Origin of the sequence: Couchioplanes caeruleus (assembly GCF_003751945.1) — a bacterium.
Taxonomy (GTDB): Bacteria; Actinomycetota; Actinomycetes; order Mycobacteriales; family Micromonosporaceae; genus Actinoplanes; species Actinoplanes caeruleus.
Map to the genome: position 1 here is coordinate 1,071,884 of NZ_RJKL01000001.1, position 15,786 is coordinate 1,087,669.

General features: G+C 68.2%; 14 protein-coding genes. 4 read left to right on the forward strand and 10 right to left on the reverse strand.

Features of this window, described 5'->3' with window-relative positions:
• Positions 1 to 168: 168 nt before the first annotated feature.
• Entirely contained in the window at positions 169 to 513 is a 345-nt protein-coding gene (locus tag EDD30_RS05115; protein WP_143162647.1) for a hypothetical protein, read from the forward strand.
• 226 nt (positions 514 to 739) lie between these two features.
• Here EDD30_RS05115 and EDD30_RS40375 read toward each other — a convergent pair whose 3' ends face one another.
• Both EDD30_RS40375 and EDD30_RS05125 read right to left on the reverse strand, forming a co-directional pair.
• On the reverse strand, positions 740 to 1,153 hold the full coding sequence (locus tag EDD30_RS40375; protein ID WP_244945125.1) for an alpha/beta hydrolase: 414 nt from the start codon (positions 1,151 to 1,153) through the stop codon (positions 740 to 742).
• Between the two features lie 188 nt (positions 1,154 to 1,341).
• The gene (locus EDD30_RS05125) at positions 1,342 to 1,761 is read right to left on the reverse strand and encodes a hypothetical protein (RefSeq protein ID WP_071805050.1); all 420 of its coding nucleotides are present in this window, start codon (positions 1,759 to 1,761) and stop codon (positions 1,342 to 1,344) included.
• 29 nt (positions 1,762 to 1,790) lie between these two features.
• Here EDD30_RS05125 and EDD30_RS05130 point away from each other — a divergent pair, with 29 nt between their 5' ends.
• From EDD30_RS05130 to EDD30_RS05140, 3 genes are all read left to right on the forward strand, one after another.
• Positions 1,791 to 2,147, forward strand: a complete 357-nt coding sequence (locus EDD30_RS05130) for a hypothetical protein (protein WP_071805051.1) — start codon at positions 1,791 to 1,793, stop codon at positions 2,145 to 2,147.
• Between the two features lie 171 nt (positions 2,148 to 2,318).
• A complete protein-coding gene (locus EDD30_RS05135; protein WP_244945563.1) occupies positions 2,319 to 3,296 on the forward strand; it encodes a M48 family metallopeptidase in 978 nt (325 codons plus the stop codon).
• Complete coding sequence (locus tag EDD30_RS05140; protein ID WP_071805053.1) at positions 3,283 to 3,807, forward strand: zinc ribbon domain-containing protein; 525 nt, start codon at positions 3,283 to 3,285, stop codon at positions 3,805 to 3,807. The genes EDD30_RS05135 and EDD30_RS05140 overlap by 14 nt, the downstream gene beginning before the upstream one ends.
• On the opposite strand, the gene EDD30_RS05145 is transcribed toward EDD30_RS05140, so the two are convergent.
• The 8 genes from EDD30_RS05145 to EDD30_RS05180 form a co-directional block, all read right to left on the reverse strand.
• The gene (locus EDD30_RS05145) at positions 3,789 to 4,940 is read right to left on the reverse strand and encodes a caspase family protein (protein ID WP_071805054.1); all 1,152 of its coding nucleotides are present in this window, start codon (positions 4,938 to 4,940) and stop codon (positions 3,789 to 3,791) included. The two genes, EDD30_RS05140 and EDD30_RS05145, sit on opposite strands and share 19 nt — an antisense overlap.
• A 3-nt stretch (positions 4,941 to 4,943) precedes the next feature.
• On the reverse strand, positions 4,944 to 5,330 hold the full coding sequence (locus EDD30_RS05150; RefSeq protein WP_071805055.1) for an effector-associated constant component EACC1: 387 nt from the start codon (positions 5,328 to 5,330) through the stop codon (positions 4,944 to 4,946).
• 125 nt (positions 5,331 to 5,455) lie between these two features.
• Positions 5,456 to 6,370, reverse strand: a complete 915-nt coding sequence (locus EDD30_RS05155) for a hypothetical protein (protein WP_143162648.1) — start codon at positions 6,368 to 6,370, stop codon at positions 5,456 to 5,458.
• Positions 6,292 to 7,473: a hypothetical protein gene (locus EDD30_RS05160; RefSeq protein WP_071805057.1), complete on the reverse strand. Its 1,182-nt coding sequence runs from the start codon at positions 7,471 to 7,473 to the stop codon at positions 6,292 to 6,294. The genes EDD30_RS05155 and EDD30_RS05160 overlap by 79 nt, the downstream gene beginning before the upstream one ends.
• Positions 7,470 to 9,950, reverse strand: coding sequence for a hypothetical protein (locus tag EDD30_RS05165; protein ID WP_143162649.1), 2,481 nt, complete (start codon positions 9,948 to 9,950; stop codon positions 7,470 to 7,472). The genes EDD30_RS05160 and EDD30_RS05165 overlap by 4 nt, the downstream gene beginning before the upstream one ends.
• 161 nt (positions 9,951 to 10,111) lie before the next feature.
• On the reverse strand, positions 10,112 to 13,411 hold the full coding sequence (locus EDD30_RS05170) for an eCIS core domain-containing protein (protein WP_071805059.1): 3,300 nt from the start codon (positions 13,409 to 13,411) through the stop codon (positions 10,112 to 10,114).
• Positions 13,412 to 13,586: 175 nt separating this feature from the next.
• Complete coding sequence (locus EDD30_RS05175) at positions 13,587 to 14,390, reverse strand: hypothetical protein (RefSeq protein WP_071805060.1); 804 nt, start codon at positions 14,388 to 14,390, stop codon at positions 13,587 to 13,589.
• An 11-nt stretch (positions 14,391 to 14,401) separates the two neighbouring features.
• Positions 14,402 to 15,769 (reverse strand): hypothetical protein, encoded by a 1,368-nt coding sequence (locus tag EDD30_RS05180; RefSeq protein ID WP_071805061.1) that lies wholly within the window; start codon positions 15,767 to 15,769, stop codon positions 14,402 to 14,404.
• Positions 15,770 to 15,786 lie beyond the last annotated feature (17 nt).

Sequence of the window (15,786 nt, forward strand, 5' to 3'; positions counted from 1 at the left end):
TGGCGTCGAGGTTTCGGCTCACGCCGTGACCGGGCCCGGCCGCGATTGACGAGACGGGCACCCCTGACTTGCTCCGGCTTGCACCCGTTCCGCACCTGATCGGATACCGATCTGCACCGGAATGTGGCTGATACTGGTGGGCAGGTTGGACCGAACGGGGGAGTGCGTATGAACGTTAACGAGGTATTGGTCCGGGTTGCCCAGCTTCAGGCGCAGGCAGTGCCGAACTACGGTTCGTCGACGTCGGGCACCCAGTTCGCCGCGGTGCTGAATCAACTCCAGTCCGGCGGCGAGCAGTATCGGACCACGGCAGCCGGGTCGGACCTGGCAGGTCTGCTGGGCGGAACCGCGCTCGCGCCCACCCTCCTGCCGGCAGGGCTGCGCGCCGCGATCGACGCCGGCCCCGCCATGATGGCGGCCTCGGACTCGACGGCGCAGGAGCCGGCGGCTGCTGACGCCCCCGCGGTGTCGTCGGCGCCGTCCGGTGGCTGTCGATGCGAGACGCCGCACTGACACCCCACCCGGACTGACCGGATGCTGTAGTTACGGCCGTGACCGGGGCGTCCTTGCTGGACGCCCCGGTCCGGTCACGTCCGCCGTAGGGGCGGCTGTTCAACGGCTGACCGGTCCGCTGTCAGCGGATGGTGACGAGGTCCCGCAACTCGGTCCGGGTGTCGTCGTTCGCACGCTCAGCCTCTTGGCCCTGGCGGCAGCCGACGGGTCCGGCACCGGGACCGGCTCACACCGCTTGTCGGAACGATTGCCGTGCACCCGCTTCGGCAGCGCGCCGGTGTCCAGGTACGCGGCGGTGGTGTCCGTCCGTGCACGCGATGCCGCTGAGCGAGCCGGAGTGCGTGGTGGCCCCGACGCCCTCGAGCAGCACCGACCGCGGGAAGCGCTTGCGCAGCTCCAGGCTGCCGGAGTACGGCGTGGCGGCGTCGTGGGTCTCGCTGATCAGCAGGATCGGCGGTGCCTTCTTGCCGTTGACGGCCACCGGCTTGCCGGGCTTCGCGCCCCAGTTCCGGCACGGCGCGTTGTACCAGGCGTTGTTCCAGGTGATGAACGGCGCCTTCCCGTACGTGCGCCAGTTGTCCCGTTGCCACTTCGACCAGCTCTTGCTGCTGCGGTCGCCGCTTTGACCGGTGAACCACATCCGCTGGCGCAGGCGATCAGCTAGAACGCCCGGCTTCCTCGCTGAGACGAGGACGGTTCGCCGTCGTGGCTCGGAGCCATAGGAAGCATCACGGCTCCGGCCCACGGCCATGAGGGCTGTGTGCTGGTCGGCCATCGATCACCTGGCGTGCACAGGTCGACGAGGGTCTGGAAGGGCTCGGCGGCCGATTACAGGGCTCCGGCGGCAGGGTCGATCTCGTCCAAGGCGATAAGCATCGGGCCGCGCAGCTTATGTGCACGTTGCACGACGGCCCGGTCACCACCGGACGCGGCGAGCCCTTGCTCGGTCAGACGCAGGGCCTCACGAAGGTCGCCCGGATCCCCATCCGAGCCTCGGCTGTCGAACCGCGCGTCCAGCGCGGCGGCGCAGTCGAGCAGCCGCGTGGCGACCTGCGGCCGGTCGGGACCGGCTTTGTCGATGATGCGTGCGAATGCGCGCACGAACGTGTCGGCCAATTGCGGGTCAGGCTGACGTTTCCACGCGGCACGGACCGCGGACGCGTGGCCTTGCACCGCGCATAGCACCGCGGTCGGCGGGTCAACGTCCGCGCCCTGAGCGACGGCGTCGGCGACTTCGTCGCGGACCATCGGCGGTATACCGCCGCCGGGTCGATGACGTGGACGAGGACCTGCAACGCGCCGACCGCGTGCCGTTCCTCCAGCGGGCTGCCCAGCGCAACCGCACGGATCCGGTGCAGCAAGGCCACCGTGTTGAGCGCGGCCGGGTCAACGGCGTCCGGCGACCGCACAGCCGTACCCTCGCCGCGTTACTGCTCGGGCTCAGCGACCGGGTGCTCGAAAGCCTCGGCCCGACCGAGACACCCGACGACCGACGGCGCGTCGACGCCCTGGCGACGATCTGGCTCCGCAGCATCTACGGCACATCCGAGATCGCGCACCCCCGCCGGCCGAAACCTGATGCGGCGCGGAGTCCAACCAGAGGCACTTCTCATTCCCGGCGAAGTCCGCAATAGACCTTATTGAGGGATGAAGGCAATCGTCGCGCTATGGCCCTTGCAAATGATCACGACCGGTGTTCCCGCTGTCAGGTAGCCGATCGGGTGATTTGTTTATCGAGATCTTGCAGTAGCGTTCGAATGAATGCTGCCGACCGCAATCCCGGCGCGAGAGTCCTGTGAGTGAAGATGGCTGCTTTTACTGCATCCGACGTCGTGCATCCCATTGATGAGAGCGCCCGCCGCAATCTTGAGGCAATGAATGGGCTGCAGCGGGCGATCACGTTGTTCCACCGCAATTACAGCGAACGCCTGGTGCGCAACTCCCAGCTGGCCGAGAGCCTACGGCTCAGCCCGGGCCAACTGCCGGAAATTTACCGAATGCTGCCACCGATCTGCGAAACTTTCGGCATCCCAGAGCCGGAGTTATACCTCACGATGGGGCCGGTCAACGCGTTTACGATAGGCACCACGCGCACATCGATCACTCTCTTCAGCGAACTACTCGAGCACATGTCGATGGACGAGATCGAAACGGTGCTCGCACACGAGTGCGGGCACATCCTGTGCCAGCACATGCTTTACCACTCGATGGCCCAGGTGCTGCAACTCGCCGTGGACGTCGGCGGTGTAGCGCGGATTCCCTTCGCCTCGGCCATACTCCAGGTGGTGGCCGGGCCGTTGCAGATCGCCTTGGAGACCTGGAGCCGCAAAAGCGAACTGTCCGCCGATCGTGCCGCCGCAGCGTACATGGGAAGCCCGGACGCGATAACCCGGGTCATGTTCCGGTTCGCCGGCATCCGGCACGATTCGAAACTCACCCACAGCGTCGAGGCGTTCGCCGCGCAGGCGCTGGAGTACGAGGCATTGCGGGAGTCCCGGTGGGACCGTTTCCTCCAGTGGCAGGTCGGCCAGGCGTCGACTCATCCGTTGCTGGCGGTCCGCGTCCGCGAGATCCACAACTGGTCGGCGACCCCGGCGTTCGCCCGGCTGGTCGAGACCGCTGCCGAGATCCGCACCGCCTTCCGGTGCGGCCGGTGTGGCCACCGCGCCCAACCGCACTGGCATCACTGCCAGAACTGCGGAAATTCTCTGTCCGTGCCCGCCGTCCGGCCGGACACCGCGGCGGCGCGAGCCGTGGAAATGGAACCCCATGGGCATGTTTAAGACCGAGCGTCGATTCTGGACCGACGTCACCGATCTCGAGCCGATCGTGGAAGCTCTGACCGAGCACTTCTGCGCCAAGGGGTACGAGGTCGTCAGCAGCCAGACCGGGTCGGGCGCCTGGGACGTGGACATCACCCGCACCGGCGTCTTCCGCGCCGTCGCTGGGCTCCGCACCGCGCTGAAGGTGCGGCTCGAGGCCGAGCCCGGGTCGGTCTGGGCGCGAGCCGGCGTGGGGGTGTTCGGTCAGCAGGTGCTCCCAGCCGTCGTGACGATGTTCTTCTTATGGCCGGTCATCGTCACCCAGATCTGGGGTGTGGTCCGGGCGGCGAAGGCGGACGACGAGGCCATCGCGGTCATCGAGGCCGGACTGGAGCGGACGAAGGCGATCTTCCGCCAGGCGACGACTGGTGCCGGCTCCGGTACGGCGGGCTGCTGCGCAGCGTGCGGGACGCCTCAGAGCTCCGGCGGGCGGTTTTGCACCAACTGCGGGGCTCATCTGGCGTCGTCGTAACCGAGCCGCCCGACGCTGGTCAGCAGCTTGACGACCGCCGGGGCGGCGCTGCCGACCAGCCGGGCGACACCGTCACCGAGGTCAATGTGTGTAGAGGCCGCGGCGATCAGCGCGAAGGTGCGCCCGCCGAATTCGCGGTGGTGGATCGCCAAGGTGGTGTGGCGGTCCCGATCCATCCAGTACATCGCCCGGTCGGTGAACAGGATGCCGGGCCCGCCGGGAAGATCAGCGACGGCGAGCGTTGCCTCCGCGTCGGACACCCCGCCCAGCCTGCGGATTCCCTTCTCGACCCGCCTCCGGCTGCCCGGCTCGACTTCCAGCCGGGGAATGGCCGCCTCGAACGAGGTCAGCACATCCTTGAGACGGTTGAGGTCCCAGCCTCGGGCCGGCGGTGCTGGGACCGTCACGAGGATCTGTCCGACCTTCGCGATCAATGGGTCGTCACCGTCGCCGTCGAACCGCTTCAGCGGCCGGACCGGACCCTCCGCGCGCATCTTGCGGAGCGTGTACTGGTACAGGTCGTGGATCGTCACGTGGTCCTGGCCCGGCAGGGCCGCCGCGCCGCCGAGCCCCTGCACGACGTGCAAGGTGAATCGGCTCAGACCGGCCGAGTGCGTCGCGTCGGGCGCCCGATCGCGGGAGCGGGTCGCCGAAAGGACGTACCGGCCGCGGCCGGCGAAGTGCGCGGAGGCGTCGCCGTCCTTGAAGGATCCGGCGAAACAACAGTCGAGTACGATGATGACGATCGGCACCGCCGACCCCTGGATCAGGTCGTTGATCAGGCTTGCCCGCACGGTGGTCGCGAGCTTGCGGTCCAGGCGGGTGTCCCTCGCGCAGAGCAGCAACGAGCCGTCTCCGTCGGTAGTCACCCCGTGACCACTGTAGTAGACGATCAGCACCTCGTTACGCGTCGCGGACGTGAAGAAGTCCTCCAGCGCACTGTTGATCTCGAACGAGGTCTGCTGGCAGAGCGTCGTCACGTCCTCCGGGGCGATCAGGCCGATGACCGGGTGGCTGAAGAGCCGGGCCAGGGCCTCGACGTCGTTGCAGGGCCCGTTGAGGTCCTGCAGCGCCGGCTCCTCGGGGAACTGCCAGTTGCCGATCAACAAGGCGCGGTAGCGCGGCCCGTCCATGCCCTACCGCTCGAGTCTGTTCAGGACCGACGCCGTGAACCGGTCGATCATCTCCTGATCGACCTCGGTTCCCTTCAACACGATGGTCTCGGTCTGCTCGCCCGCATGGCAGCTGAGCTCGATCGAGCGGGTGCGGTCCCGCGTCAGCCAGGCCTGCAGGCACTGCAGTGCCGCGTTGAACGTGCCTGCCGAGGCCAGCGCCACCACGATCGTCTCGACCATGCCTTTCTCGCCCGGCGCCGGGGTAAGGTCGCGTCGCACGCCCCCGACCTCGCGCCGGAGCTCGCCGAACAGTTCGAGCTCGTGGGCCGTCCAACGCTCGTCGTCCGTATCGAACCGGGAACTGCCCGGCCGCACAGCCAGGTCCAGGCCGGTGTCCTGCCCGCTCACTGCCCCACCTCAATCCCGTTCATCGTCGTCGCGGTCATCGCCCCCGGAGTCGGACCCCGCGAAGAGATCGGAACCCGTGACGACCAAAAAACGCACCAGGTCCGCCGGCCCCTTGATGAGGTCGTTCAGTCGTGATCCAGCCACCTCGTGATCACCCACACCAGGACGATCACGATCGCTCCGGCTCCGAGAATCGCCGCGATCGTCCGCGGATCGGGCTTCGGCGGGCGCGGCGCCTCTTTTGGGCTCGGCAGCTCGTGCGTACGCAGGTCGGTGAGTACATGCACCGAGCCGCCGGTGTCCGCCCGCAGCGCCTCGGCCGCCTGACCTGCGTACTCGGAGGTGCGCAACATGTTGAAGTAGCCGGCGATGCCCGGTGCCCCGGCCAGCAGCGCGGCAGCGGCTGCCGCAGCCGTACGGTGATCCTGGTCCTGCTCGTCATGCAGGCTGCCGACCCACCACCCGTCGACCGCGGGCCGCCCTGAGGGCCCGGGCGTATCGCCGGACTTGCCGAACGCGGCCAGCACCCGCTGCAGTCGCTCGTCGACCGCCTGCACCGTTGTATCGTCGTTCTCCACCAGCAGGCCCGCGATGTCCTGCTCGGGAAACGCCTCGTCGAACGCCGCGGCGACCCGTCCACTGCGGGTGGCCAGGTCCTCGAGCCACACCGCGATGAGGCGCTGAACCGCCTGCGCCGCACCGCTTTCCGTGTCTGTGCGCGAACCCTCGAGCGCCAGCTTGATCCGGATCGGCGTGCGCATGACGTCGCGGCGCTTCGTCGGAATGCCACTCAGCAGCGCGAACCAGCGCTCGCCGTCGGAGGTGACGACGAGCCCGGAGCGCTCGCTGTTGCCATATTTCTCGAATCTTTCCCACCAGCGGCTGCCGGGTCCGCGCCCGAGGAAGATGTAGTCGTCCTGCTGGGCATAGCCGCGGGTCATCAGGAAACCTTGCATGGCGCTTATCCCTCCGAGGGTTGGTGCAGTACGGCGAACCGGGTACCGCGGCTCACGTTCCACTCGAATGCCTGCCGCCGACACTCGATGACCTTCGTGACGGCCCGGTCGAACTCGTTGAGCTGAGTCAGCAGCTCCGTGCCGGCCAGCCGACTCTGCCGCCGCTCGAGCCGCTCGTCCCACTGTTCGAACAGGTAGAACCAGGTCTTGTTCGCGCCGGCGGTGGGCCGGATCGCCGCCTGCCCCTTCGCCGCATGCGTCGAGGCCTGTCCCTGCCAGTGCGACCGCACGTTGGCCAGCGCCTCGGCGCAGATGACCGCGAACAGCTCCTCGGCGCCTTTGGTTTGCCGGCGGACCGCGTCACCGCGCTTGACGAAGGTCGGCGCGCACTGTACCCGGTCCCCGTCGACCTCCCATTCCACGCGGTGCAGCCGAATCGGCCCGATGGTGTCCACCGGGCAGTAGAGGATCGACGTACGGCGTTGCGCCTCCTCCTCGCCGAGAACCTCCAGGACACGGCCCAGGTAGAGCCGCGTCACCTTTTCCAGCAGCTCCATGCTTCGGTCAACCGTGCCGCCGTTGTCCGCGAAGTAGGACTCACCCTTCACCGGGCAGAGCGCGATCGTGCCGATCGGAAGCTTCCCGTCGTCGGGCCGGTGCTTGGCCCATTCCCGGATGACCTCCTCCACGTCCGAGATCTGCAGCATGCGGGACAGCCCGCGGATGTGGCGTGTCTCCTTCGCCTCCATGATCACCGTGGCGTCGACCGGGATCAGCAGCGTCATCGTGTCCGACACGAACTTCTCGAGCCGCTGGCGCTGCTGCTGGTCGGCATCCGGACGCAACAGCCGCCCGGGGTAGTCGAGCACGGTCAAAGGGAACCGGAACCGCTCTGCGCCGCTGATCCTGGGGTTGACGACGAAGTCGTATTCCCGGATCTCATCGCTGCCGCCCAGCCGACCCGGATCGTAGATCTCGCCGCTGAGCGAGTCGGCCAGTGCGTCGCGGCAGTCCCGCAGCCATCCCTCGGTGGCCGGTTCACCCTGCAGTGACACCCTCGTGCCGCCGAGCAACTTCCGGCCGCCCTCGAGCAGCGTGGTCATCAGCGACGTCTTGCCGACCCGGGACGGGCCCACCATGACCGCCCGCATCGCGAACGGTACCGCGTCCTCCAGTGTGTACTTCATAGTCGGACGCCCTTCGGCTTCTCGCTGATGCTCTTGATCAGTGCCCGCACTCGGGCAAGGTGCGCGTTCTGGGGAGAGAGCTCGCTGAAGACGCCGGGCCAGATCTCGTTCTGGTATGACCGGCCGAGAGACCGGAACTCGGCCTCCGAATACCCGGACCGGATGAAGGCGTCCTCGAAGTACTCTGCCGCAGCGCCCAGCACCGCGGCAGGCCGGATATTGCCGTCAAGCAGCGCCGACCGGGTCTGATAGGCAGCGCTCTCGGCCGCTTCGGTGATCCGCTGGAGCAGGTTGCCGGCACCGCGCTCGTCAATCGCGACGACGAACTGCGCGGTCCGTTCGCCGCCTGGGCCCTCTACCTCGAAGTTGAGGTTGCGCAACTGTTCGGCGATCCACGGGTAGACGTGTGAGCGGTAGTCGAGCGTCAGGCCGGCCAGCTCACCGACGGTCGCGGCCAAGTGCGGGCACGGCTCGGCAGCCTCGTTCAGCCGGTTCTCCAGGACCCGCAACCGGTTGCCGGGCGCTGATCGCCTATCGATCGGATCGCCTGCGCCGACACGCGCGCTCTCACCCTCGCCTTCGGCGAGGAGCGCGCCGAACTCGTCCGCCAGGGTGTCCTCGATTCGGGTGAGCAGCTCGCCGACCGTATCGGCGAAGTAGTCGTCCAGCGATCGGAACCGGCCGCTCAGCTCGACCCGCAGCCGGTTCAGCTCGTCCACCGCGAACGGCGCGCTGTTGCGGTACTTCCGCATCTTCGCCAGCGCCTCGGTGCGCCACTCCTGCTCGCCGCGGCCGAACGCGTCGGCGATCCAGGCGGTGGCGTCCGCGTACGCATGGGATACCGCCTCCTGGTAGTCCTCATCGATGTTGCCGGCCTGCTCCTGGTAGTGCTCCCGGACGAGGCCAAGCGCGGCGGCCAGACGCTCGCGCAACGCGTCGGTCTGGGCATCGAGCAGCTGGGCGGAGCTGGCGGTCGGCACCGTCCGCAATTGCGCCTGAAGGGCGCCGGCGTGCGCCTCGACCTGGGAGGCCAACTGGTCGCTGCGATCCTGCAGGCTGCCGGCCAGCCGGGAGTCCATCGCCCCGACGTTGTCCGCCGCGTGCCGCAGCACCGGACCCAGGACGTTGGCGGACACCGAGGAGGGGTCGGCCGCGTCAGCGGTGAGCACGATGTGGAAGCGATTCGGCATACCGGAATTGACCTTGTCCAGGATGGAGCCGCTCAGTGCGTCGATCAGCTCGGGCCGCTTACCATCGTCATTGACCACGATGAAAGCGAAGTCCCGGGGATCGACGGCGGCCCCGCACACCTGCTTCACGAGCTGCATGGCACGGCCGGACTGATCGTTCCAAAAAGCGGAGTCCCCGGCCGGGCGAACGACCATCAGGACGAGATCCACCTCGTGCTGCAGGCCGTCCAGATGGTGTGCCTCGACCTCGATACCGATCTCGCCAAGCCCGGGTAGATCCACCAGGGCGATCCGACCGACATCCGCATGCGGGAACCTGCAGCGAATGCGGATGTCCTCGACCGCCAGATACTTCCTTTCGATGATCGCCCCCTGCCGCTCCCGGCGCAGGTCGCCGTCGTCCGGGTAGGCGACGTAGCCGCGCAGCTCGGTCAGCGGCACATTCCGGACGTCACCCAGCAGGTCGGCCCGGTAGGTGGGAATTGAACGCTGCCACTTAAGCAGGTCGTCGCGCAGACTGGCCCCGTTGGGGAAGGGTCGGACGTCCAGCCCGGTCAGGCGATCATCGGCGGCGAACCCGTCGAGCGTCGTGGGCTCGCGCAGGCCGAGGCCGCGGTAGAACGGCCCCACGAGGTCGGCCAGGAAGGACTCCTCGCTGCGCCGCCGCATCAGGGCGCCGGCCTCGGTGTGGGAGTGGAAAATCCGGCTGCGCACCGCGGTTACCGGCAGCCCCGAACCCGTCGGGATCTGCTCGTCATCGAGCCCGCTGACGGACTGCAGGAATGTGCTCTTACCCACCCGCGCCTGGCCGCTGACGCCGATGTTTACCGTGTCGCGGGCGAGCCGTGACTCCAGCGCCTGCATGTCGGCCAGCATCTCGGCGATCTCCAGCCGCAACTGACGCGAGTCGCCCCGCTCAGCCAGGGCCAACCGGGTGGCGTCCGGCACGGCGGGCTGCTCGCGGAGCTGGGCCAACGCCGCATCGAGGTGGCTCATCTGGGCGGCCGTCTCCTGCCATCGCAGCATCGCGGACTGCAGGGTGGGCAGCCGCCGCCGGCGCGCGGCGATGATGGCGTCGATCCGACCGGTGATCTCTGAGCTCTCCGCGATCGCTGCTGCCTCCATGGGAACCACGCACCCTTGCGTCATTCGATCTTTCCTGATTCGAGCGATAAACGCGCATGCCTCGACCAGTCTGTCGACGGTGGAACGGTTCGTCGTCGGCCTATCGGGCATCGATGATGACGGAAAGTAGACAACATTCCGGCAATCATCGAGGTGTCCCATACGAGGAGTACTGAATTGATCTAGATAAGCGACGCGGCAGTCGAGTTCGCGCAGCCCGCAGACCGTCTTCGGCGTGCTACCTGCGCGACGGTCAGGTCTGGCACGACGCGGAGGAAGGTGGCTCTACCCCATCACCCGCGCCGACGACATGGTCACCCGGCCTACTTGTCTTTGTCGCCGCGGCGGGCTTCCATCTCCTCGTGGGTCACGGCCGTCCCCCGGCCGCTGGACTGACGTCGTGCCCGCTCAGCGCGCAAGGGTTCCGTGTCGGGGTGCTCGAGGTCGAGCAGGCGTCGATGCTCGCTGTCGAACCAGTCGAACACCTCGAGCCTGAGATTGCGACCCGTTGGCAGATGATCGCCGTGGCCCGCGTCCTTGTGCATTACCGTCACCCGCCCCATGAAGCGGTACTTCCAGCGCTCTGCGTCGGCTTCCGCTATCTTCAGCATCCCGCTGTTGATCATCTTCTTGATCTCGCGGAGGACCTGGGGCCCGATGTCCGCATGGTAGGAGCTCGTGCCGGGAGGTGCCAGCCGGTCACGCCCCCCGGCCTCGTCTGGTTCGTTCTTCGGGGACCGAGGCTGCCGGCCGGACTTACCCTTGCCTCCTCCACGCCCGCGGCCACCTCCGGCGGCGACCGGGCCGTCGGAGGTACCGGTGCGGCCCCACTCCACCTCGACGGCCGGGATGTCGACGTCGGAGTTGGCCGCCTGCTCGGGCCGTGGCAGCCGGTTCTCGTTCGCCGGCGGCCCATCCCAGGGCTCGACGTTGTCGTTCGCGGCCTCGCCGCGCAACCTCTCGGGGTCGAACCCACCGCGGTTGCTCGGCCTCGACGGACCCGCCGGGCCGGGGTCGTTCCCACCCTTGGTCCATCGCTCGAGCATCTCCATGATCGCAGTGCGTTCCGCGCCTGCGGGCAGGCGATTCACCGCGTCCCGGAGAATCGCGGCCGCCTCCGGGGCCTCGGGCAGGAAGCGCCAGCGGGACAGCTTCATCTGGTTGCGGATTGATTCCCACGGGACCCGCCCCTGAGTCTCGTACATCTTCAACCACTTGTCGGTCGCCGCCGCCGCATTCTGCCGGAGTGCCTCCGCGTGGCGGGGGCCGAATTCGATCGGTCGGCCCGACTCCATCTCGCGAATCGGTTCCTGCATCCGGGGCGCCGGAGTCTCGCCCGGAGCGTCGGTAGGCGCGGTCTCCTTGGGCGTCGGCTTGGTAGGCCCGGTCTCGCTGGGCATGGTCGGGCCGGTCTCGGCAGGCACGGGCGGCTTCGTCTCCGTAGGCACGGGCGAGCCTGCCTTGGGCGGTTCGACCGGAGTGCCGGTCGTGGTGGCGACGGGACTCATCCGGACGCGTTTGACAACGGCGATCACCCCGTTCACGACCGCCGACAGGACGAACAGAGCCGCCATCAGCGTCAGCGCGACACCGACGCCGAGCAGGCTCCCGGCCATCTGGACGTAGTCGCGGTTCTTCTCCGTCTGCGTCTGGCGCGTCGTGATGAGGTCGATCACCGCCTTGACGAAACTCACTCCCTCGTTCAGCAGATACACCTTCAACAGTCCTAGGCCGACAGCCGAGGCCAGTGCCAAGCCCACCCCCGCGCCGGCCGGTCCCCCCACGACGGCGCCGAGGCCGACCACCAAGAGGGTGAACAACCCGCTCAGGAGCATGAGAACATTGGTGAGCCGTCGGCTCAGTGCCAGCGGGAACTCGAGTACGACCAGAATGTTCGACCAGATGTCGTGCCAGAATCCGGCGAAGTCGGCCCAGCTCCCGAACGGCCAGCGCGGGGCGAAGAAGCTGGAAACGGCATTCGCCCAGTCGGTAGACCACAGATCATGGAACTCGCGGGCGATCCCCGGGAACGGAAAGATCAGACTTTTCAGCGAATCCCACAGCATCTCGCTGATGTCCAGCTGCGCCCAGGCCTCTCCGATCGCTTTAGTGAAGCCGGTAATGACGTCGCGGGGACTGGTGATGCTCCGCTCGGGTCTGCCCGGCTCGGGCTGCCGTTGGACGACCACGCCGGTCGACTCGGCCGGGACGGTGTCCCGCAGCTTCTCCTCACCGAAGGCGACAGCCTTGGGTGGCGCCTCGGTGTTCAGCCGCGCGGCCAGCCTGTCGACGTAGGGACTCACGAAGCCGACCGGGTCGGCGGCGACCCTCTTCACGAACTCCCATGCCTCGCTGATCTTCCGCATCGTGCTGAGCACCGCGTCGACGCCGAAAGAGGTGACGTTGTCGGCGAACTCGCCGATGCCGGCAAGGATCTGATCGGCGTACGCCCTCAGCCGTTGCAGCAGCCCGGAAAGGTAGTCCCGGATCTCTTCCCACAGCGCGCGGACGCCGTCGACGAGTCGCCTGGCGGCGGACTGCACGGCTTGCGGCAACTGGCGGAACGGCCAGCTGTCGAGAATGCCGGTGATGGTGCCGAACAGCCCGGAAACGAAGCTGGAGACGGCATCCCAGATCCCGGTGCCGGTGCTGAGTACGGCGTCTATCGTGGACCTGATGCCCTGCCAGACCAGCGTGACGCCGGCCTGAAGCAGCTTCCATGCGGAACCCAGCAGGTCGCCGTTCATCATCTTGACAGCGGCCGTCAACATCTCGGCCGGCGAGGTGATGTTCCGGAGCAGCGCCCGCACGCCGTTACCGATGGAGTCGAAGGCGGAGCCTGCGAAGTTCTTGATGTCCGCGTACTTGGCATTGAGCCAGTCGGTCCCGGCCGTGACGACGCTCACGATGCGGTCGTAGACCCACTCGAGACCGGCAACGACCTTGTCCTTCACCCACACCGCGGAGTCGACGGCGGCGTCCTTGACCACCCCGGCTGCGGTCGTGACCCCGCTGATGCTGGGGTCGAACTCGTAGTCGGTGAACGGGATGCTGACGTTGTACCAGGCTCCCTGCACGTCCGGCTTGTCGCCGGTGGCCGTGACCACCGGCTGTCTGCCCGCCTCATCCGGTGTCTTGCGGGGGAGATCGCCCGTCTGCTGGACGACGTGCGTCAGCTCGTGTGCGATCAGGCCGCGGTCGTTCACGCTGCCCTTGCCGCCCAGCCAGATGTCCTGCTTGTGGGTGAAGGCCCGCGCCCCCAGGCGGTCGGCGTCGCCGCGGTCCTGCTCACTGTCGTGGATGCGTACGCCGGAGAAGTCGGCACCGAGCCGGTCCTCCATGTCGCCACGCATCACCGCCGTCATTGGCCGACCGCCGGTCGGCGAGGTGATGCGTGCACCCAGCGATCCGCCGTCGGGAACCGGGGCACGCGACACCGTCGGCGCCGTCGCACTGTGCACGCTATTGGCGGACGCACCGGCCGCGACCCGGTCGGCCTCGCGCTCGAGCGGATCGTCCGGCGCGCCTACCGCGAGTTTGGGCTGCACGGCGGTCGCCGCCGGTCCGATCGGATCGAGCTCGGGGGGCTCGACCGCCGGCCGGCGCAGCAGCGCGCTCGACACGCCGCGGTTACCGAGACGCCGCTGCAAAGCCGCTGGCGTCCCGCGTGCTGGTGCCGCGGGCGAGGGGACAGCAGCCGGTCGTTGCCTGTCCGGCTCCGGCCCGGTACGACCGGGCTGCGGCGTGCTGCGGGCCATGGTCAGCGATCCGCAGTCGAGGACAACACAGCAAAGGTCGTCATAACGTCGACCCGGGTACCGCAGGCGCCGCCGACGCGGGCGGCGGCTTGAGGTCGGCGAGGTTCTTCTCCAGCGCGGCGAGCCGATCCTCCACCTTTGTGCACAGAACCTCGATGGGGTTGACCCACGCCCGTTCCGTCATGTCCGGAAGGCCGTCGATGCCGTTGTCCTTGTCCAGCTTCACCGAGCCGAGCAGGATCCAGCATTCCCCGCAGCCACACCCGGGGCAGCGGGTCCAGCCGGCACAGAGGGAGTGGGCGTCGCCCTCCTCCTCGGGACGGCGGCAGACCTTGGCCCGCAACGCCTCCAGGTCCTCCCTGCTGAACGCTTGGATGAGCACCTGTTCCCTGGTCCGGCGGCAGTCGAACTGCGCAGCGTCAAGGTCGGACGCGCAGGAACACGAGCACGGGTCCTTCGGCGCCTCATCGGTGGTGACGCGCCGGGCCAGGAGGTACACCTCGTCGGGCGGCGTCTGGCACGAGCAGGCCTCCGGGCTCAGGTCCAGCTCGACCGGGCCGCACAGTTCGATCGGCCGACCCTCGCAGTCGATCGCCATCCCGGGATCAACCCGGACGACCCAGGCGGGCTGCTTCTCCGGCGGAGTCTTCACCGCCAGGGACAGACCACAGACGACACCGCGGCCAAAGTACGCACGGAGCACGGTTTGCAGCAGGGAGACCGAGTATTGCTGGGACGCCGCCAGGTCTTCGGCGGTGACGATCATGCCGTCCCGGAACGTGACACTGGCGGTGGACGTGGGCTTCGTCTTGCGCGGAAGCGTGGGGCGCTGGCTGGTCTTCATCGATGTCTGCCTCATTCCTCGTCTTCGCCGTCGGGGCGGATCTGGCGGTAGCCTTCGGCGCTCCCGACCTGGAACGCGGACACGAAGTCGCCACCGGGACGGGCCTCACCGTGGCCGCGTGCGTCGATCGGGCGCGCGTCGAGCATCCGGCCGCAGTGGTCGCGCAGCAGTTGCCCCCGGATCGTCAGCTCGAACCGGACGCCGTCAAACAGGTTCGAGTACTTGCCGGTCACCTCGTTCTGCAACCACTCGCGAGTCGGCCGCAGGCGCACACCCCCGGCGACGTCGCCGTGCCGGTCGAGCGGCTCGACCCGGGACTTGTCGTGTCTGCCGTCGGTCGGCACCCGCCGGCTCCGGAGGTAGTCCGCGTCCCGGTCCCGCAGGATCGCCGTCAGGAAGACGCTGGCCTCGTGCAGGGTCGCCACCCGGATCGGCCGGGTGAACCACACCTCGAAGCCGGTGGTGGTGATCGTGTGCTCGAACTCGTTCCACTCCACCGGCGTGGCCCAGCCTCGCTCGATCCAGCCGTACCAGGAGATCGACTTCACCCGGGGCAGCGCGACGTCGCCGCCGGTGACCAGCTCATAGAGCAACGGGTTGCGGTAGACCAGCGGGCGCACCGAACAGGCCCGGGGCGGCGATGGGAGAAGGCCGTACCGGGGCTCGCAGTCTGGCCCTTCCCGGTCACGGTCTACCAGGTCGCCGATCTCGAGGCAGGCGATCGGTACGGCCACCTCCGGATCGGGGTCATAGGTCCAGTCCTCGACGCAGGTGGGCCGCAGGTCCCCCGGCCGCCGAGGAAGCCACGCCACGTCCTCGCTGACCGGCACCGTGTGGTCGTTCTGGCCGGGCAGGCTCCCGGTCCGCCGGCACACGTACTCCTCATGCCCGACGCAGAACCCGATCGGGTGGTCGGGACAGTGCCGGTCGATGTGACGGCAGCCGTGTCCCAGGGTGAAGACGACTCCTTCCAGCCACCACGGGGACCGGTCGGCGATGGACGGCGGGCAGCCGTCGGTCAGTGGCGGGCGCCGGGCGTAGTGGGCGTAGAGCGTGTAATGGCCGGGGCGGGTCAGGCGCTCACCAACGGTGTCCCGGACGCCGAGGTGCCCGCCGGGCCAGTAGAGCATCCGGCCGTGCCGATCCAGCGCCAGGCCGGTGGTGATCTCCAGGCACTCGTGCCGCAGGACCAGGTCGCCGTCTTCGTCTACGACCGGGCCGAACCCGAGGACCACGCCATAGCCGTGGACCGCCCGATTCAGCAGTCGTTGCCGGTTCAGTTCGTCCTCGAGGCCACGATTGAGTTGCTCGGCCGTGAGTACCTGCCGGGGTCGGAAGCTCGGTCGTTGGGACCAGGCGATGTGCTCGGTGTGCGTCATGTCGTCATCGCTCCTTC

Bases quoted from the DNA above. Each gene is read 5' to 3' on its own strand.
- EDD30_RS05115 (WP_143162647.1), top strand. From the start codon at position 169: ATGAACGTTAACGAGGTATTGGTCCGGGTTGCCCAGCTTCAGGCGCAG.
- EDD30_RS40375 (WP_244945125.1), bottom strand. From the start codon at position 1,153: ATGTGGTTCACCGGTCAAAGCGGCGACCGCAGCAGCAAGAGCTGGTCG.
- EDD30_RS05125 (WP_071805050.1), bottom strand. From the start codon at position 1,761: ATGGTCCGCGACGAAGTCGCCGACGCCGTCGCTCAGGGCGCGGACGTT.
- EDD30_RS05135 (WP_244945563.1), top strand. From the start codon at position 2,319: ATGGCTGCTTTTACTGCATCCGACGTCGTGCATCCCATTGATGAGAGC.
- EDD30_RS05140 (WP_071805053.1), top strand. From the start codon at position 3,283: ATGGGCATGTTTAAGACCGAGCGTCGATTCTGGACCGACGTCACCGAT.
- EDD30_RS05145 (WP_071805054.1), bottom strand. From the start codon at position 4,940: ATGGACGGGCCGCGCTACCGCGCCTTGTTGATCGGCAACTGGCAGTTC.
- EDD30_RS05160 (WP_071805057.1), bottom strand. From the start codon at position 7,473: ATGAAGTACACACTGGAGGACGCGGTACCGTTCGCGATGCGGGCGGTC.
- EDD30_RS05165 (WP_143162649.1), bottom strand. From the start codon at position 9,950: ATGGGACACCTCGATGATTGCCGGAATGTTGTCTACTTTCCGTCATCA.
- EDD30_RS05175 (WP_071805060.1), bottom strand. From the start codon at position 14,390: ATGAAGACCAGCCAGCGCCCCACGCTTCCGCGCAAGACGAAGCCCACG.
- EDD30_RS05180 (WP_071805061.1), bottom strand. From the start codon at position 15,769: ATGACGCACACCGAGCACATCGCCTGGTCCCAACGACCGAGCTTCCGA.